The sequence below is a fragment of the Sporosarcina sp. NCCP-2331 genome (assembly GCF_023707945.1).
Taxonomy (GTDB): Bacteria; Bacillota; Bacilli; order Bacillales_A; family Planococcaceae; genus Sporosarcina; species Sporosarcina cascadiensis.
This window is the reverse complement of record NZ_BRCD01000012.1, coordinates 27,354-45,934: the sequence shown is the minus strand read 5'-3', so window position 1 is coordinate 45,934 and position 18,581 is coordinate 27,354. Positions and strand designations below refer to the sequence as shown.

The 18,581-nt window shown below is 44.3% G+C and carries 21 protein-coding genes and 1 riboswitch; of the genes, 5 read left to right on the top strand and 16 right to left on the bottom strand.

Annotated features, from left to right (window positions below; translation table 11 throughout):
• From spoIIAB to NCCP2331_RS08790, 8 genes are all read right to left on the bottom strand, one after another.
• Positions 1–447: an anti-sigma F factor gene (spoIIAB, locus tag NCCP2331_RS08825; RefSeq protein WP_251670070.1), complete on the bottom strand. Its 447-nt coding sequence runs from the start codon at positions 445–447 to the stop codon at positions 1–3.
• On the bottom strand, positions 437–790 hold the full coding sequence (locus NCCP2331_RS08820; protein ID WP_153720313.1) for an STAS domain-containing protein: 354 nt from the start codon (positions 788–790) through the stop codon (positions 437–439). The genes spoIIAB and NCCP2331_RS08820 overlap by 11 nt, the downstream gene beginning before the upstream one ends.
• A gap of 342 nt (positions 791–1,132) precedes the next feature.
• Positions 1,133–2,428: a pyrimidine-nucleoside phosphorylase gene (locus tag NCCP2331_RS08815; RefSeq protein ID WP_251670165.1), complete on the bottom strand. Its 1,296-nt coding sequence runs from the start codon at positions 2,426–2,428 to the stop codon at positions 1,133–1,135.
• Between the two features lie 7 nt (positions 2,429–2,435).
• Positions 2,436–3,629, bottom strand: coding sequence for a phosphopentomutase (gene deoB / locus NCCP2331_RS08810; RefSeq protein ID WP_251670068.1), 1,194 nt, complete (start codon positions 3,627–3,629; stop codon positions 2,436–2,438).
• Positions 3,630–3,651: 22 nt separating this feature from the next.
• A complete protein-coding gene (gene xerD / locus NCCP2331_RS08805; protein ID WP_251670163.1) occupies positions 3,652–4,551 on the bottom strand; it encodes a site-specific tyrosine recombinase XerD in 900 nt (299 codons plus the stop codon).
• 45 nt (positions 4,552–4,596) lie between these two features.
• The gene (gene fur, locus NCCP2331_RS08800) at positions 4,597–5,067 is read right to left on the bottom strand and encodes a ferric iron uptake transcriptional regulator (RefSeq protein ID WP_153720315.1); all 471 of its coding nucleotides are present in this window, start codon (positions 5,065–5,067) and stop codon (positions 4,597–4,599) included.
• Between the two features lie 95 nt (positions 5,068–5,162).
• Entirely contained in the window at positions 5,163–5,675 is a 513-nt protein-coding gene (locus NCCP2331_RS08795) for a hypothetical protein (RefSeq protein ID WP_153720316.1), read from the bottom strand.
• A gap of 63 nt (positions 5,676–5,738) precedes the next feature.
• Complete coding sequence (locus NCCP2331_RS08790; RefSeq protein ID WP_153720317.1) at positions 5,739–6,272, bottom strand: NUDIX hydrolase; 534 nt, start codon at positions 6,270–6,272, stop codon at positions 5,739–5,741.
• Positions 6,273–6,344: 72 nt separating this feature from the next.
• Here NCCP2331_RS08790 and NCCP2331_RS08785 point away from each other — a divergent pair, with 72 nt between their 5' ends.
• The 3 genes from NCCP2331_RS08785 (at position 6,345) to NCCP2331_RS08775 (ending at position 8,108) form a co-directional block, all read left to right on the top strand.
• The gene (locus NCCP2331_RS08785; protein ID WP_153720318.1) at positions 6,345–7,253 is read left to right on the top strand and encodes an aldo/keto reductase; all 909 of its coding nucleotides are present in this window, start codon (positions 6,345–6,347) and stop codon (positions 7,251–7,253) included.
• Between the two features lie 160 nt (positions 7,254–7,413).
• Positions 7,414–7,710: a hypothetical protein gene (locus NCCP2331_RS08780; protein ID WP_251670066.1), complete on the top strand. Its 297-nt coding sequence runs from the start codon at positions 7,414–7,416 to the stop codon at positions 7,708–7,710.
• Between the two features lie 2 nt (positions 7,711–7,712).
• Complete coding sequence (locus NCCP2331_RS08775; RefSeq protein ID WP_251670064.1) at positions 7,713–8,108, top strand: type II toxin-antitoxin system RelE family toxin; 396 nt, start codon at positions 7,713–7,715, stop codon at positions 8,106–8,108.
• A 44-nt stretch (positions 8,109–8,152) separates the two neighbouring features.
• On the opposite strand, the gene NCCP2331_RS08770 is transcribed toward NCCP2331_RS08775, so the two are convergent.
• The 5 genes from NCCP2331_RS08770 to NCCP2331_RS08750 all read right to left on the bottom strand — a co-directional run bounded on the left by NCCP2331_RS08770 (position 8,153) and on the right by NCCP2331_RS08750 (position 13,064).
• Entirely contained in the window at positions 8,153–8,389 is a 237-nt protein-coding gene (locus tag NCCP2331_RS08770) for a hypothetical protein (RefSeq protein ID WP_251670062.1), read from the bottom strand.
• 141 nt (positions 8,390–8,530) lie between these two features.
• Positions 8,531–9,565, bottom strand: a complete 1,035-nt coding sequence (locus NCCP2331_RS08765) for a DUF1835 domain-containing protein (RefSeq protein WP_251670060.1) — start codon at positions 9,563–9,565, stop codon at positions 8,531–8,533.
• Positions 9,566–9,876: 311 nt separating this feature from the next.
• On the bottom strand, positions 9,877–11,232 hold the full coding sequence (locus tag NCCP2331_RS08760) for a nucleobase:cation symporter-2 family protein (protein ID WP_251670058.1): 1,356 nt from the start codon (positions 11,230–11,232) through the stop codon (positions 9,877–9,879).
• The gene (locus NCCP2331_RS08755; RefSeq protein WP_251670056.1) at positions 11,232–11,816 is read right to left on the bottom strand and encodes a xanthine phosphoribosyltransferase; all 585 of its coding nucleotides are present in this window, start codon (positions 11,814–11,816) and stop codon (positions 11,232–11,234) included. Before NCCP2331_RS08755 ends, NCCP2331_RS08760 begins: the two co-directional genes overlap by 1 nt.
• 130 nt (positions 11,817–11,946) lie before the next feature.
• Positions 11,947–12,048: riboswitch (purine riboswitch) on the bottom strand.
• A gap of 86 nt (positions 12,049–12,134) precedes the next feature.
• Positions 12,135–13,064, bottom strand: a complete 930-nt coding sequence (locus tag NCCP2331_RS08750; RefSeq protein WP_251670054.1) for an AEC family transporter — start codon at positions 13,062–13,064, stop codon at positions 12,135–12,137.
• Positions 13,065–13,141: 77 nt separating this feature from the next.
• Here NCCP2331_RS08750 and NCCP2331_RS08745 point away from each other — a divergent pair, with 77 nt between their 5' ends.
• A complete protein-coding gene (locus NCCP2331_RS08745) occupies positions 13,142–14,374 on the top strand; it encodes a CynX/NimT family MFS transporter (protein WP_228550966.1) in 1,233 nt (410 codons plus the stop codon).
• Positions 14,375–14,412: 38 nt separating this feature from the next.
• Here the strand turns inward: NCCP2331_RS08745 and NCCP2331_RS08740 are convergent, their stop codons facing one another.
• The 3 genes from NCCP2331_RS08740 to NCCP2331_RS08730 all read right to left on the bottom strand — a co-directional run bounded on the left by NCCP2331_RS08740 (position 14,413) and on the right by NCCP2331_RS08730 (position 17,298).
• Positions 14,413–15,171, bottom strand: coding sequence for an exodeoxyribonuclease III (locus tag NCCP2331_RS08740; protein WP_153720324.1), 759 nt, complete (start codon positions 15,169–15,171; stop codon positions 14,413–14,415).
• A gap of 27 nt (positions 15,172–15,198) precedes the next feature.
• Positions 15,199–16,110: a pseudouridine-5'-phosphate glycosidase gene (locus tag NCCP2331_RS08735; protein ID WP_153720325.1), complete on the bottom strand. Its 912-nt coding sequence runs from the start codon at positions 16,108–16,110 to the stop codon at positions 15,199–15,201.
• Between the two features lie 63 nt (positions 16,111–16,173).
• On the bottom strand, positions 16,174–17,298 hold the full coding sequence (locus NCCP2331_RS08730) for an NAD(P)/FAD-dependent oxidoreductase (RefSeq protein WP_153720326.1): 1,125 nt from the start codon (positions 17,296–17,298) through the stop codon (positions 16,174–16,176).
• 134 nt (positions 17,299–17,432) lie between these two features.
• On the opposite strand from NCCP2331_RS08730, the gene NCCP2331_RS08725 reads away from it, so the two are divergent.
• Positions 17,433–18,527: a branched-chain amino acid aminotransferase gene (locus tag NCCP2331_RS08725; RefSeq protein ID WP_153720327.1), complete on the top strand. Its 1,095-nt coding sequence runs from the start codon at positions 17,433–17,435 to the stop codon at positions 18,525–18,527.
• Positions 18,528–18,581 lie beyond the last annotated feature (54 nt).

Here is an 18,581-nt window from a genome sequence, read left to right as displayed (position 1 = left end):
TCACCTCATTCTGCTTACTTCTATAATGGGAGAAAAACTTTTTTCAAATGTTACGACGGTCCCGTTTCCAAGGGTAGAATCTACACGTATACAATCTGCGAAACTTTCCATAATGGTAAAGCCCATTCCCGAACGTTCCATTTGCGGTTTCGTCGTGAACATCGGCTCCATTGCCTGCTCCACATCAAAAATCCCCATGCCTTCATCAGTTACCGTCATTTTGATATGACGGTCTTCAATTACTGCATGAATCGTTACCAGGCTTTTGCCGTCGCATTCATAACCGTGAATAATTGCATTCGTCACAGCTTCAGACACAATCGTTTTAAACTCTGATATTTCTTCCAGAGTGGGATCCAGCGGCGTGATGAAGCAGGTCATTGCCATTCGTGCGAGTGCTTCATTTTCTTCTATCGCCAGAAACGATAAGGTTAACTCATTTTTCATGTACAACCCCTCCGATTTCGTCGATTGCTTGCTCGACTGTACATTTTCTAATTACTTCACCGAGTCCCGAAAATTGAAAGATCTTTTCCATTGTCGGTGATGGATTCAATATCAATGTTTCACCATTGACAGGTGCCAAATCACGCATTCTCCCTAAAATTAATCCAATTCCCGCGCTGTCCATAAATCCTAGTAAGTTCAGATCCCAAATGATTGCGTTGGTTTTCCCTGCAAAAATCGCGTTGGATACTTCTGCTCTAATTTGATTGGCCTCATGGTTGTCGAGTTCACCTGCTAATGTAATGACGACAATGCCATTTTCCAATTGGGTAATAGTTGCCATATGTTCAAACGCCTCCTTCATGAAGGTATCATTACATATTTAGAACCCGAATCCTTTACTTTTGACAAAACTAGTCAAGAGCCCCTAAAGGTTCTTAGTTTGCGACAGAGCGTGCAGTTTACATGCCATTGATCGCGCTCCGGACAGAACGATTCCCTCGTGAGTCGCCCGTCTTCCGATTCAATCAACCAGTTGGGCGCTATCAAATCGGGAATAGTTTTCTCTCGAGCTACATAAAAGTATGTACAAAGAAAATCGTTTTTACACATAAACAGCAAAAAAAGCCATGCAGTCAGTCTAAATCCTTTTTCAAGGGTCCAGACAGCTGCATGGCTTATATTTTTAACGTGTATGAATCAATGATGGTGCCTGTATTTTTTCTTGAGTGATGCTGATGTGGTCTTGGAGCAGTTTGATAGAATCTTCTGCGTCTTGTTTATTAGTATGCAGGATGGCCAGTGCTTCGCCTTCTTTTACGCTGTCTCCAATTTTTTTCTGGAGAACGATTCCAACTGCAAGGTCGATGACGTCTTCTTTTGTGGCTCGCCCGGCACCCAGCAGCATAGCTGCGACTCCAACCTCGTCTGCGTCGATTGCGCTGACGTAGCCCGTTGTTTTAGCGGGCACTTCAATCTGATATTGTGCTTGCGGCAGAAGTTCAGGATGTTTAGTGACTTCAGGATTTCCGCCCTGTGCTTTGATCAGTTCACCAAACAATTGAAGCGCTTCACCGTTCTTTATGACGGTTTGCAGCTGACTTCGTGCGTCTTCTTCTGATTCCGCTTTGTTTGCGGCAAGAAGCATTTTACTGCCGAGCACGAGACAAAGTTCTGTCAGGTCATCCGGTCCGTTGCCTTGGAGGGTTTCAATCGCTTCTTTCACCTCAAGCGCATTGCCGATTGCAAAACCCAGCGGCTGACTCATGTCGGAAATGACGGCGCTCGTATTGCGGCCAACTTCATTGCCGATTGCCACCATCGCATCTGCCAATTGCTTCGAATCTTCGAGCGTCTTCATAAATGCTCCTGCACCCGTCTTGACGTCAAGCACAATAGCGTCTGCACCTGCTGCGAGCTTCTTACTCATGATAGAGCTGGCAATAAGAGGAATGCTGTCTACGGTCGCTGTAACGTCTCGTAAAGCATATAACTTTTTATCGGCAGGCGTCAGATTTCCGCTTTGACCGATGACAGCAATTTTCAGATCATTGACTTGCTCAATAAATTGTTCTGTTGAAATTTCGACATGGAATCCTTCGATTGCTTCCAATTTATCAAGCGTCCCGCCTGTATGCCCGAGTCCGCGGCCGCTCATTTTCGCTACAGGCACTCCGCAGGCAGCGACCAGCGGCGCGAGTATTAAAGTCGTCGTATCGCCTACTCCGCCGGTAGAATGCTTATCTACTTTTATGCCTTCAATAGCGGACAGATCTATCTGATCACCTGATTCCGCCATCGCCATCGTCAAGTACCCTTGTTCTTCCGTCGTCATCTTTTGAAAATAAATCGCCATCAGGAAAGCACTTGCCTGATAATCAGGAATGGAGCCGTCTGTATAACCATTGACGAAAAACTCAATTTCTTCTTTTGTCAGCTCCCGGCCGTCGCGTTTCTTTTGAATTACATCAACCATTCTCAGCATAAAATTACTCCCCCTCAGCCAATGAAGATAAAAAGCTTTCACCAAATTCCGGCAGGTCTACTTGGAAGTTATCCGCAATGGTTGCTCCGATATCAGAGAATGTCTTGCGGATCGGCAGTTTGCCTGAAGCTTTATTGCTTGGCGAATACACTAGCAGCGGTACGTATTCCCTAGTATGATCAGTACCTTCATGGATCGGGTCATTCCCGTGGTCTGCTGTGATAATCAATAAATCATCAGGTTTTAAAGCAGCCATTATTTCAGGCATTCTCGCATCGAACTCCTCCAGTGCTTTACCGTAGCCAATAGGATCACGTCGGTGACCGTACAAAGCATCAAAGTCTACAAGATTAACGAAGCTGATTCCTTCAAACTCTTTTTTCATAACATCGACTAGCTTATCCACACCGTCCATATTGCTGCTGGTACGGATTGCTTCTGTCACGCCTTCTCCATTGTAAATGTCGGCAATTTTACCGATTGCAATGACATCATATCCTGAATCTTTCAGTTCATTCATGACGGTTTTGCCAAATGGCTTCAGCGCGTAATCATGACGGTTGGTCGTGCGTTTGAACGTACCCGGTTCGCCGACAAATGGTCTGGCGATGACGCGGCCGACCAAATATTCCGGCTGAAGCGTCAGTTCTCTGGCAATTTCACAGATCCGGTATTGTTCCTCGATTGGGATGATCTCTTCATGCATGGCAATCTGCAGCACGGGGTCCGCAGACGTATAAACGATGAGTGCGCCTGTTTCCATATGTTCGGGTCCATACTCCTCAATCACTTCTGTCCCGCTCGCCGGCTTGTTGCAAATAATCTTGCGGCCGGTTTTCAATTCCAGTTCATCAAGTAATTCTTTCGGAAAACCGTTCGGATATACTTTAAATGGCTTGTCTATACGAAGACCCATGATCTCCCAGTGACCTGTCATCGTATCTTTGCCTACTGATGCTTCTTCCATTTTTGTATAGTGGCCCAATGCTTCTTTTTGAGGAGACAGTCCTTTAATCGGCGCAATATTCGCCAGACCCATCCGTTCCAGATTCGGAAGATGAATACCGTCCATTTCTTCCCCAATATGACCGAGTGTATTTGAACCGGCATCACCGAAAGCTTCAGCATCCGGTGCTTCGCCGATTCCTACAGAGTCCATGACGATTAAATGAATTCGATTATAGCGTAAATCTTTCATAATAAAACCTCCAGTATATTTTTTACGCCCGCGGATGATACATGGTATAGACATCCTTCAGCCGTTTTTTACTTACATGCGTATAGAGCTGAGTCGTGGAAATATCAGCATGGCCGAGCATTTCCTGAACCGCCCGCAAGTCTGCTCCGTTTTCAATCAGATGTGTAGCGAAAGAATGACGCAATAAATGCGGGGAAATCACCTTTTGAATATTCGCTTTCTGCCCGGCGTCCTTCAATATTTTCCAGCATCCCTGTCTCGTCAGGCGTCTGCCGTGCATATTGACAAACAATGCCTCCGTATCCTGCCCTGTTCCGATAAATGCGGGACGGGCTTTATTCAGATAATCGGTACATGCGTCAATCGCAGAACGTCCGAGCGGCACAATCCTTTCCTTGCTCCCCTTACCGAATACACGGACAAATCCCATCGTCAAATGTAGATCAGCCAAATCGATTGCTATCAATTCACTTACCCTCATTCCTGTGCCGTATAACAATTCCAGAAGTGATAAATCACGCAGACCCTGCGGAACAGAGCAATCCACTATATCCATCAATTGCTCAATCTCCGGAATTGACAGGACATCCGGCAGTTTCTGTTCAATTTTCGGAAGCTCCAAATGAATGGTGCAATCATGTGTTGTCACTTGCTCCCTCACTAAAAATTGGTGAAATGAACGGATGGAAGATATGTGCCGGGAGAGTGTGCGCGAAGACTTGCCGCTGTCTTTCAGAATTTGAATATACTTCAGTACAACAGCCCGGTCAATTGAATTAAGCGTTTTCAGCTGTGTCCCTTTTAAAAAATGCAAGTAGGATGCTAAATCACGTTTATAGGATGTAATGGTATTTTGTGCGAGCTGCCGTTCAACAGTTAAGAAATGTATGTAATCTTCCAATGCAAACTGTGCATCTTTCATCAAAGCGATCTCCTCCTTTTCCGGAAAAGTAAAAAAGGACAGCACTTATGCCATCCCGTCGTCCTCTTTGTTTTTTTCTGCATCTTTACAGCGTTTGCAGATGCCGTGAAAAGTGAGCCAGTGGTCTTTCACCGTAAATCCATAACGGCCTTCCACTACTTTCTCCACTTCACCGAGCAGATCTTCTTGGATTTCATCCACTACTCCGCACTCTAAACAAATCAAATGGTGATGAAAACGTGCTGCTCCCTCTTCGCGGAGATCATAGCGCGCCACTCCATCGCCAAAGTTAATTTTATCGACAACTTTTAATTCAGTCAGTAGTTCCAGCGTTCGGTAGACAGTAGCCAGTCCGATATCGGGTGCTTTCTCTTTCACTAAGAGAAATACATCCTCCGCACTTAAATGGTCTTCTTTATTTTCCAGAAGAACTGCTACAGTCGCTTCACGCTGAGGCGTCAACTTGTAGCTGGCCCCGTGCAATTGCTTCTTGATCCGTTCGATTCGGCTTTCCATACGACGCCCCCCTCAAATTGTCTCCATTATACCAAACTGTCTTTCAAGATGACAATAGAAAGGAAATGTTCCGTCCATCCGGTTTGATAATAGAGTTATTTCAGAAAATGAAAGATCGATAGTTCTAGCAACTGAATGATGAACAGCATGCCAATCAGCAGCGGAACAGCAGACAGCGGGCGATCTTTTCTTACAGCCGGTGCAGTGAAAAATGGCGGGTGCAACACGGTGCAAAGGATTAAAAACAGAAAACTTCCCGCCAGTTGAAACGGAAACCACCAGACTGCATACATGATGAGTTTCATGCCGCCGGACAATAAATATGTAGAAGACAGGCCGAACAGTACGCATTTCACAGCTCCAAACAACATAATGATGAATCGAAGCTTTTTATAGCGTGACAGGAAGAGCACGACTGCAATGAAAACAAAGGATGTAAGAAATGGAGACCAAACCACAGCCTCCCGACCTTTCACTACACGCTGGTCGTATAATCCTACAATCGTATCCATAGCTGCAGCCGGCCACTCCCTGAATAGTAAAGCGCCTCCTATATAACTGATTGCGAGTATAACGAATAAATAAACAAAAGACAATGATCGAGCCATAGTACAGGACACCTCCGCATCGTTTCTACAACATATGCTTGTCCGTACTAATTTATATTCAAATCAAAGACTTTTTGCGTACCAGACCGCCACAACAGTTTTGGCGTCATAAATTCGTTCATTTGCAATCAGTTCTTCCGCTTCTTCTATTGTTACTTCTATCACATTAATAAATTCGTCTTCATCGCCGGCTGCAGGATTTTCTACTATTTCTAAGTCTTGCGCTATGTAAAGGTGAATAATTTCATCCGCAAAGCCCGGCGAAGTGGAGAAACTCTGAAGATAGTTGAATGAATTCGCCCGGTAGCCTGTTTCTTCTTCCAATTCTCTGATTGCTGTCAATTCCGGCTCTTCCCCAGGCTCGATCTTCCCTGCCGGAATTTCCAGAATGGTCCGCTCCAGCGCTTTCCTGAATTGTTCCACCAAGACTAGTTTGCGGTCTGCAGTAATCGCAATAATTGCGACCGCGCCCGGATGTTTCACTAATTCTCTTTTTGCGATTTTTCCGTCAGGCAGTTCTACTTCATCAACTTGCATTGAAATCACTTTACCTGTAAAGATCTTTTCTGTCGAGAGGGTCCGCTCTTCAAATTTCATATAACCTCAACCCTTTCCATTGGTTTTCTTATCAGTTTTCATTGTACCATGAAAGGTAAAGGAGAGATGCAAATGAAGAAGCGAAAAGTAGGCTCGAGTGATTTATATGTCTCTGAGCTCGGTCTCGGCTGCATGTCACTGCCTGCCGAACTGAATTCGGCCCGTTCAGTATTGGATGAAGCAATCGAAAACGGTATTAATTATTTCGATACTGCAGATCTTTATGATAAAGGGACAAATGAAGAATTGATCGGTGCTGTGTTGAAAGAAAAGAGAAATGACCTGATTATTGCGACGAAGGCAGGAAACAAGTGGACTCCCGGCAAAGACGGCTGGGAGTGGGATCCTTCAAAAAAACATATTATGTCGGCAGTGAAAGACAGTCTGCGGAGGCTGCAGCTGGATACGATTGATTTGTATCAGCTTCACGGCGGTACAATGGATGACAATGCCGAGGAGACGATCGAAGCGTTTGAAGCATTGAAAACAGAAGGCGTCATCCGGGAATACGGAATCTCTTCCATCCGGCCGAATGTCATACAGCGTTTCCTTGAAAATAGCAGCGCTGTTTCCGTCATGATGCAGTACAGTCTGCTCGACAGACGGCCTGAAGAATATTTTCCGATGATCAAACAGTGCGGTGCATCGGTCGTCACGCGCGGAACGATTGCCAAAGGCCTGCTGACAGATGAAAGTATGGAACGTGTGACAAAAATGGGTGGTTTTGCATCCTATTCACACGCAGATCTGCAACGGACTGTACAGTCACTTTCTGAAATAACAACAGATTTTCATGCCGCTGCACTGGCATTTAATCTTAGGCAGCCGGTTGTCGCATCGGCTTTGATTGGCTCAAGAACATCTGAGCAGCTTCAGCAGACACTTGACGCTTACAGAACTCCGGTTGATCCCAAACTGCTGGATGAGCTGGAAAAGGTTACTGTCCAGCACGGCTATGAAGAACATCGGGTTGAAAGCTGAATATGTCCGATGCCTAAAAGCCAATTCACCTAATTATGCAGGTGAATTGGCTTTTTACTTACACGTATAATAATACGTACAAAGATACGTGCAATAATTTAACAGTATATTGTATAATGTAAGTAGCTTTTTACTATACTATAAGAAAGGGTGTTTGAAAGTGAGCGTGAAAACAATGGAGAAACCAGTGTTCAATGCCGATCAGCTGACTAGTGCATCAGAAGCTGCTAAGACATTTGGAAGTTTAAGAAAAAAAGCAAAAAAACAACCTCAATATATTACCGATAATGGCAAGGTGGATACTGTTGTATTGGAATACGGGTATTTTGAGGAAATGTATGCGAGATTAAAAGAACTGGAGCAGCTTGAAGAAGATCGTTTATTATTCGAAAGAATAGCCCGTCTAGATAACGATCCTGATTCTGCAACATCTTGGAAAGATCTAAAAAGTACCTGATCATGTCAGACAACGAAAGTAAGTTTGATATCCGGTTTGATGTTGGCGCTGCAAAGGAATATCAAAAAATCAAACAACCTGATCTAACGCTGGTAAATAAATCTATCGACGAGTTAATGTTCAGGGCTGATGAAATAGGGAAACCTCTAGGAAATAAACGGGACATGAAATTAGCGGGCTGCAGGGAAATAAAATTAAGAGATGCGGGAATAAGGATTATATACAGAGTCTCGAACGAAATAGTTGAAGTACTTCGGGTCGTGTATATTTTAGCCATAGAAAAAAGAAGCAGAGATTTTGTTTTTAAGATTGCTTCTGTGAGATTAAATGAGCTAAAAAACACTAATCAGATACTAGACAGCTTTGAAAAGGCAGGCAGGTATAAAAAGAGAGAGTAAAAGACCGCGATTTTGACATTTACATCGGCGGTCTTTTACATTTACTATTCTCTCTCTTCTTCAAGATTTATTATTGATCGATGCTTAGCTTTCGGTATCCCATAAAACTGTTCATAGCGGCACATTTTACAGGAACAATGTATTTTCCCTTTATTCAGCTTGCCGGCAACCGGCAAATATTTCTCTTCATAGCCAAGCACATTCCGCAAAATTGACAGCTTCTTTTTTATGATTCGTTCACGCTGATGCCGCGTGTAGGCACGTGTTCTTTTTTCTTTCATACAATGATCCAGCTCCTTTGACAGACCCCGGCTTGCAAAGAGTCTCAAAGGATGAAAACGGTACTCTTTACAAGCGGGGTATGGAGCTGGATACTCTTGTGTACATAATCAAAGTGTATGGTCCTCATTTCCGAATCGTATTTACTGCATATATTTGTTATTCAGTTTCACTTGATACCGCCACATTTCATGAAGATCACCTTGATAGGAAAAAACCTCTTTACCGATCAGTTCACGCAGTCTGTACTCGAGCCACTGGTCACCGGTGTATTGCTCTATATGTCCAAGCACTTCGCCAATGACACGGGCAGCAGGCATAAAATCGGGCTCTGTCTGTTCTTTATGAAGACGTTTTGCGCACTCGATAATGAAATCGTCGTGACGATCACTGTTTGAACCCCATAATTCCCCGTGCTCCCAAGTCCTCAGCACATCTTCCAACAGCAAAACATGATTCCCCTCTTCCTGAAGTGCACGCCGTTTTGCCGGCTTCAATGGCCGGAGTTCATACTGTTCATACAGTTCAAGCAGCTGTTCAGGAGCCATTTCTCCTGAATGCCGGTAATAATATTCTGTTTTCTGCTCCTGATATACATGAATATCGTGAAATGCTTTATTTGTATTCAGTTCAGACACTTCATTCGGCTGATCATTCAGCAGATACATCACAATTCGCAATCCGGTCTGCTCTGCGGCATTCTCGCCTGTCCAGACGATGATTGGCCGGGTCGGCGGGATGGCTTTTATTTGCTTCAGCGCCTTTAACAGCTCTTGTTCTTCCTGCTCGAAGTCACCAGGAAATGAATGGAAATGCTGCGACTGCCATTGATTCCGATTTCTGACACCTTGTTCTGTATGCAGGGATTCGACCGGCCCGACTGATAAAACACCCGGGACGACAATGACTTCTTCCGTCGTTTTATAAGGCTTCTTGCGGAATGCTGCTTTCAAACTGCCGCCGGCTGATCCTCCAAATATGATATGTACCGTTTCAGAGCCGCGATTTTCTTCTCTGTAGCTTATTTCGATCAATGATTCTTTCATAGCCTGCAGGGTTTCTTTTACTTCGCGCTCTTCACATTGTTCAAGACGCAAAAACATTAGATGCAAAAAGGACTTCACTTCTCGTTCATCCAATTTAGAAATAGCTTGTTTCAGCTGATTGATGTGTTCCATTCGCATACCTCTTTCCGCGCAACTAACTAATCCTACTGCTGCATAACTTTTATACATTATTCTACCACTTAACTATTCAAAAGACCGGTTTGGCGCGGCTTTCATTCCTTTTGGTTCGGTCAGCAATCCGTTTGGCGCGTTGAAGGGAAATAAACGTGCGGCTGTCGGCATTTTTGGTTCGGTTCCTAAGTCTTTTGGCGCGGTTAGATACTTTTTTGGCGCGGCACTTTATCGGGGAAACCCTTTGCCGAACTAAAAAAACTGCCCTGAAAGTGATTTCCACTTCCAAGACAGCTATTTTACTGCATCTATTACTTACTTTGAGCTGACGCACTGACCAGAACAGAAGAAGATCCGTCATTCCGAACTGCCGTCTGACTTTTCATTTCTGCAGTTTGCTGTTCGGTCGGTTTCTTTTTAGAAGGAATCATATTAAAAATGATATTCAAGAAAATCGCTGTGAGACTGCCGAGTACGATACCGTTGCTTGTCAAAATCTGTACGCTATCTGGCAATCCTGCAAATAACTCAGGAACAACTTGAACACCAAGGCCGATGCCTACTGAACAGGCCACAATCATTGCATTGTCCTGATTTTTTGAAATTACAGGACTCAGCATTTTAATTCCCTGCGCTATAACCATACCGAACATCGCAACCATCGCTCCGCCAAGTACAGCGTTAGGAATAATGATGGCAAGTGCAGCCACTTTCGGAAGGAGGCCCAGAGAAATCAACATGATCGCAGTCACAAGAATGACACGCCGTGATTTCACACCTGAGATTTGCATGAGTCCGACATTCTGAGAAAATGTCGTGTAAGGAAACGCATTGAAAATCCCGCCGATCACAGAAGCCAGTCCTTCCGCACGGTATCCCTTTTTCAGTTTCTCCTGATCGATTTCCTCATCACAAATATCTCCAAGCGCGAAATAAACACCAGTTGACTCGACCAATGAAACCATTCCAACAAGCACCATTATCACAATAGGAAGTACATGGAACGTTGGAGTTGCTAAATAAAACGGTGCTACCATATGCACATAAGAAGCTTCCTGAGCATTTGAAAAATCGACTATCCCCAGGAAAACAGCCGCAACAGTACCGACTACTAAACCAAGCAAAATCGATATCGATTGCAGGAATCCTGAAGAAAACTTATATAGCAGCACGATGAACAGCAATGTCCCAAATGAAAGGCCTATATTCGTCATGGAACCGAAATCCGCAGCCCCCTGACCGCCACCCATATTATTAATCGCCACGGGTATCAATGTAATCCCGATGATTGTTACGACTGATCCCGTAACGATCGGCGGGAAGAAACGTACAAGTCTTCCGAAGAAGCCGCTGATCACAAATATAATTGCCCCAGAAGCAATAACCGAACCGTAAATAGCCGAAATACCATATTCATTCCCGATTAAAATCATTGGTCCGACAGCGGTAAATGTACAACCCAGGACGACAGGAAGACCGATGCCGAAAACTTTATTGCGGGAAATTTGAAAGAGTGTGGCAATCCCGCACATTAAAATATCAATAGAAACCAGATACGTCAGCTGTGTCGGTGTCAATCCGATCGCATTTCCTACAATCAGCGGGACCAGTACTGCACCGGCATACATGGCCAGTAAATGTTGAAAACCAAGTAAAGTAGTTTTCATCAGACAGTTTCCTCCCCGACGAATTGAACTCTGCCATTTTGCAGTGACTGAACTTCAGCCAGTGATTCCACACGAACGCCTGCTTGACGTATAAGCTTTGCACCTGTCTGGAACGACTTTTCGATAACGATTCCCACGCCTGCAATTGTCGCGCCTGACTGCTGTGCAATATCTATTAATCCGAGTGCCGCCTGCCCATTCGCCAGGAAATCATCGATCAGCAATACGGTATCTTCATTTGTAATAAAATCTTTGGCAACAGAAATATCATTTGATTCTTTCTTTGTGAATGAATAGACCTTTGCCGTGTACAGTTGATCCGTCAATGTTAGAGACTTGCGCTTTCTCGCAAAGACAACAGGCACTCCTAAAATAAGTCCAGCCATCGCTGCAGGAGCAATACCCGAAGATTCAATCGTGACGATTTTCGTGATGTTGTGATCGCTGAACCGTGAAACGAATTCCTTGCCGATTTCATACATCAATGCCGGATCGATCTGATGGTTCAAGAATGAATCGACTTTCAATACCTCTTCTGATAATACTTTACCTTCTTGACGAATCTTGTCTTTTAGCAACTCCACAATATTGTGCTCCCTTCGAATTTACACAAATATAAAAAGCGCACATGCCAATCCCCATATAAACTATGAGAGAGCGGCATCTGCGCTTGTAAAGATGAAAAAGCATTTTCCCGCCCGACGGCAAGAAAAGCTGCTTTTCATACTCCCTCATAGGCGGTCCGTTTACGGCGGACCGGTAGAAACTTGCGAGCCATATTCCCGCGATTATATGAGTCCTATTTAACTGAATGCTAACAGTATAGCACGATTCGACAAATTTTCAATATGTAAATTCTTCATACAAATTGACAATTTTGTTGCAGCTTTATTTTCAGAGTTCTAGACAAATATAATAGATGACAGATAGATTACGATTCCTACAGTAAAACTGCTGGCTATAGTAGTAAACAGAACAATCTGTGCTGCGAGTTCTGCCTCGACATCATATTCCAATGCCAATGTGGAACTGTTTCGCGATGTAGGGAAACAACTGGCAATCCATAATGACTGAGCGGTTACTCCATCAATTTTTAAAAGCAGAATGAGCAGCAGGGCAATGGCAGGCGAAAGAATGAGACGGCCAAATGCACTGAGGAAAATCAGCCGGTTCCACAAAGTTTTCACTTTAATTTGCGCTAGTTGAGCTCCTAACGTTATCAAGGCAATCGCGATAAAAGCATCTGATAAATGACTGACCGGCAATTCGATAAAATTAGGCAGCCGGATATCCGCCAGATTGAGCAGCGCGCCGATCCACAGGGCATGTATGATGGGCATCTTGATAAATTGTTTGACTATAGAAATCCCCGACTGCGTGGAGGAGACCAGATTAAACAGTCCATATGAGTAAGTGAGCAGATTTTGATAGACAATGATAATAATCTGAATTGACACGCCGAGAGGACTCGAATGAAATACCAACTGACTGACGGGCAGTCCATAATTTCCTGAATTAATCAAAACGATACTATTCTTCATTACAGCTGACTGCTGGCGGTTCAGACGAAGCATTTTACTGAAGACATGACCGGTCACAATCAGCAAAGAACTGAATAAAATGACAAAAAACAATACATCCAGCAAGACTTCTATATTAATGACAGTATGATATAAGTTCATGAAAACGGCAGCGGGTATTAAACAATACGTCAGTATATTCCCCAGTGCTTTGACGTTAAAAGTAAATTTTATTTGCAAAATAACACCAATTGCTAATAAAATCAGCATCGGTGTGATAACATTTACAAAGACTATGAGTAAGTATCCCATAAAGGATTCTCCTTTCTGCATTTGCAGCTGCCTACTTCTCAGAACAATCTTCACGGAATATAGGAGGCTTCACAATCTTGAAATCACAACCAGAACGTCCGAACAAGCATTTACATTTTCCCAAAAGTCAATGGATACTGCTAGCCGGAATTTTATTCATTGCATCAACTATTCGATCTCCGCTTACTTCGGTGGGTCCTATTATTGGGTCCATACGTGATCAATTGCAAATATCCAATTCATTAGCAGGGTTTCTGACAACCATTCCCCTGCTCGCATTTGCCATTGTATCACCTTTTGCTCCGCGGCTTTCGAAGAGATATGGTCTCGCGCCTACCCTGTTCTATGCCCTTTTGATATTAATGGCCGGCATATTAATGAGGTCAGAAGGATCGAGCAGCCTGCTGTTAATCGGTACTTTTTTGATCGGCGTAGGAATCGCATTCGCAAACGTTCTGCTGCCGAGTTTATTAAAACTAAGTTTTCCTTTACATATCGGACTGATGACAGGCTTATATTCGGTTTCAATGAATCTTTCAGCTACTCTTGCCTCAGGTATTGCAGCACCAATTGCTAATCATACCTCATATGGCTGGCAAGGAGCACTAGGAATTTGGGGAGTCATTACATTTTTAGCGATCATCGTCTGGATTCCTCAAATTCGGAAGAAACGTGACGTCGAAAAGGAAATAGCAAAAAACGTGAAAGTCCAAGTGAAGACTCCACTCTGGAAATCACCGATCGCTTGGAGTGTCACCTTTTTCATGGGTCTGCAATCATTTTTATTCTATACAACTTCCTCATGGATTCCTGTCGTTCTGCAATCGACAGGATTTTCGGACGAGGCAGCGGGCTGGATGCTTTCCTTAGTTCAGTTTGCGCAGTTGCCTATGCTGTTTATCATACCAGTCATCGCGGATAAGATGAGAAATCAAAGAGTACTGGTTGCTGCCATACTAGTCTGTTATTTGCTCGGATACGGCGGCGTACAGTTCGGCAGCGAAAGCTTAACAGCATTATGGATGATCTTCATCGGTCTCGGCGGCGGTTCTGCATTCGGCCTGTCGATGATGTTCTTCACACTTCGAACAGCCACACCAGAACAGGCTGCATCACTTTCCGGCATGGCACAGTCTATCGGCTACTTGCTGGCAGCAGTCGGGCCGGTGCTGTTCGGCTACCTGCACGACTGGACAGGTTCTTGGACTCTACCACTTTATGTATTCATGCTGATCGCATTCCTCATCTTCCTATCAGGGATATATGCAGGAAAAGATCGGGTCATTTCGGAAGACACGCAAACCTCATGAGAAAAAGAGCAGGTGCCTCGGCACTTGCTCTTTTTTGATCATTCAAAAATCAATTCAGCTGAGATCGGACAATGGTCACTGCCAAGGACTTCTGCATGAATTTCGCTTCTTTGGAGAGTGGGCTGGAGACGCTTCGAAAGCAGTACATAATCAATCCGCCAGCCGATATTACGCGCTCTGACATCCCGCATATAGGACCACCACGTATAAGCCCCTGTTACATCCGGATGAAGGTAACGGAAACTGTCAATAAAGCCAGCCTCATGCAGTCGCGACATTCTGCTCCGTTCCTCCATCGTAAACCCTGAATTGCCATGATTGGATTTCACATTGAATATGTCAATCTCTTCATGAGCTACATTCAAATCGCCACAGTAAATGACTGGCTTCAGCTGATCCAGAGCAGTAAGATGAGCCAGCATTTCATCTTCCCACTCCAGCCGGAAATGCAATCGCGCCAAGTCTCTCTGTGAATTGGGCGTATAGCAGTTTACTAAGTAAAACTCCTCAAATTCAAGTGTCAGCACCCGGCCTTCCACTTCATGATCCTTGCCATTCAGGCCGTACTGCACAGAAACTGGACGTTGCTTTGTGAAGACAGCAGTGCCCGAATACCCTTTTTTCTCTGCATAATTCCAATATTGTTCATATCCTTCAAAAGGAAGTTCAATCTGCCCTTCCTGACATTTGATTTCCTGCACGCAGAAGATATCTGCCTGTGACTGTTCAAAAAAGTCATGGAAGCCCTTTTTCACACAAGCCCGTATTCCGTTAACATTCCAAGAAACAATCTTCAAATCTACACAACCTGTCTATTCAATCAATTAACTTCCATTAAAACTGACAGCCAATTTCGCCGCCAGTTCTGCATTCGATTTCACTAATGCGATATTTGCTTCCAGACTCTTGCCGCCGGTCAGTTCCTGAACTTTTTTCAGCATATGAGGTGTCAATTCTTTACCGCTGATTCCGAGCTCTTCGGCTTCCTCCAAGGCATCTGATACCAATTGCTCCATATACTCCTGATCCATTGCATATTGTTCAGGAATAGGGTTGGCTATGATCGCGCTCCCTTCAAGGCCTAAGTTCCATTTCACCCGCAGCATCTCTGCTATTAATTCCACGTCGTCTACTTGATAGTCTACACGATGGGAACTGCCTCTTGTATAGAAAGCAGGGAAAATATCTGTCTGATAGCCCATGACCGGCACCCCTTTGGTCTCCAGATACTCAAGTGTTTTGCCCAGATCCAAAATAGATTTTGCTCCTGAGCAGACTACCGCCACGCTTGTCCGTGAAAATTCGTCCAAATCTGCTGATATGTCCATTGTTTGCTCCACTCCGCGATGTACACCGCCGATTGCTCCTGTCGTGAATACACGGATCCGCGCCAAGTCTGCAAAAAACATCGATGCTGCAACAGTTGTAGCCCCTGGTTTTTTTGTTGCGATCAGATAGCTGATATCTCGTCTGGACGCTTTAACGACACCTTTGCTGTCTCCAAAACGTTCCAACTCTTCATCTGTCAGACCAATTTTAATTTTGCCGTCCATAATCGCAATTGTTGCAGGGACTGCGCCGTTATCCCGGACTATCTGCTGTACTTCACGCGCCGCTTTAACATTTTCAGGATAGGGCATGCCGTATGTAATAATTGTCGATTCCAATGCGACAATCGGCTTGCCGTATTTCATCGCTTCTTTGACTTCTTCCGAATATGAAACATATCTCCTCATCTGACTCTTCCCCTTTACCGTTCGATTACTCTATCTTCATAATAATCATTATATACTATTAATTCAATGCTCATCGTCGATTATCTGGGAGAGCGTGTAACTTTCTAAGTCCCATCCCGTATCCTCTCCAAGTACTAATTGTGCTAATATTTTTCCGGCCAGAGGACCGACTGTTAAACCTGAAGATCCTAATCCGTTTGCCGCGAAAATGTTTCCAAAGTCCGGCAGTGCGCCGATGACCGGCATGAAGTTTGGTGTATGCGGTCGTATGCCTACCCGGACTTCCTTAATTTCGGAATTACATAAACCGGGGACCATCGGGATTACCTGATTCAATATTTCCAGCATGCCGCCGGCTGTCGGCTGAATATCGAAATTATGCGTTTCCTCATGTGTTGCCCCTGCAACAAATCTGCCATTTTGAAATGGCACCACATATTGTGTTGCCGGCGGCATGATGACAGGCCATTTCTCTGTTTCTGCTTCATCTGCCTGCAAATGAAGGATTTGCGCTTTCTGTCCTGAAATTTGAAGTTTTTTTCCCAGAGGCTCTGTAAATTCATTCGCCCAGGCGCCTGCTGCTACAATGAATTTATCCCCTTCAATTAACTCGCCGTCTACTATAACTCCTGCAACCCGCCCATTCTGTACGAAGGGGTGTGCAGACCCCTTGACTAGCTTAACACCTTGCCGTACCGCTGCACTTTCGAGCGCATTCCGCAATGCCTCGCCGTCCACTTTTGCGGCGCCTGAAATCCAGACAGCCTGATAACTTTCTGACAGTAATGGAAAACGGGCTTTCATTTGCTCTGCGCTGAGCAATTCAACCTCACCGATCTCCGGAGCAGTTTTTTTCCGTTCCTCTACTAGTGAAAACTTTTTCTTAAGTTTTTCAATATCTGTATGTATTGCCAATGCCCCTGCTTGAATGTAACCTGTATCCTTCTCTCCTGCTTCTTCTAATGAACGGATCAATTCTGGGTAATAGGCAGCTCCCGCAGAAGCGAGCGCGTACCATGCTTTATTACGTCTCTGAGAAGCCCAAGGACAAATGATGCCAGCAGCGGCTTTCGTTGCCTGTCCGGCCTCTTCTCTGTCGATGACAACCACTTCAGCATCTCGCCCAGCAAGATGATAGGCAGCAGAAATTCCGACAATTCCTGCACCGATTATGATAACTTTTTTCACTTATTTCCACTCCTTTTTGTATAAGTTTCGAAATCGACAAATTTTTCACTTTATTTTTTTTAAAAAAGCAGTATAATAAGTCTATTCGAAATTATATTTTCGGAATATTCTACATCTGAGGAGAACTGATGATTATGACGAGATTACCTATACAAATACAGCTTACGCAAAGTAAAAAAGAAAAGCCTGATCCATCCACTCTGGTTTTCGGTAAAACATTCACGGATCATATGCTTGTCATTGACTACGAAGAAGGCAAAGGCTGGCACAGTCACCGCGTCATTCCCTACGCTCCTTTAACTCTCGATCCGGCTGCTATTGTCCTGCATTACGGTCAAACCGTATTTGAAGGAATGAAAGCCTATAAATCGGAAGATGGAACAATTCGTTTATTCCGTCCGGAAGAAAACATGAAACGTCTAAATTACTCACTCGACCGTCTATGCATGCCGAGAATCGATGAAGAGAACGCCATGTACGCACTCAATCAACTTCTTCAGATTGATAAAGAATGGATTCCTACTCTTGATGGGACTTCATTATATATTCGGCCATTTGTAATTGCAACGGAAGCTTTCCTCGGCGTAGCGCCTGCTAAAAAGTATCAGTTTTATATGATCCTGTCGCCGGTCGGCTCTTATTATAAAGAAGGAATTCATCCGGTAAAGATTTTAGTCGAAAATGAATTTGTCCGTGCAGCAAAGGGCGGAACAGGCAGTGCGAAGACCGCCGGCAACTACGCCTCCGCTTTAAAGGCTCAGCAGGTGGCCGATCAGCAGGGCTATTCACAAGTGCTGTGGCTGGACGGTGTGGAACGTAAATATGTAGAAGAAGTCGGTAGTATGAATATCTTCTTCAAAATAAACGGGGAAGTCGTAACACCAGCAATTAACGGCAGTATTTTAGAAGGTATCACCAGAAAATCCATCCTTCAAATGCTTCGGCATTGGGATATCCCTGTAGCTGAGCGTCAAATTTCGATGGATGAAATTCGTACTGCCTATGAAACCGGCGAACTGGAAGAAGTATTCGGCACCGGTACAGCCGCAGTCATCTCTCCAGTCGGCGAACTCAACTGGGACGGCTATAAAATGGTAATTGGAAATGGTGAAACCGGCGAACTTTCCAAAAAGCTTTATGATACGCTGACTCATATCCAGACCGGCAAAGAAGAGGATCCGTTTAATTGGGTATACGAAATTAAAAAGACACTTGCTCAGCTTGCATAATGTCTATTCACCTGTAAATAGTAAAGCGGCTCCTGATCCATTTCGGAACAGGGG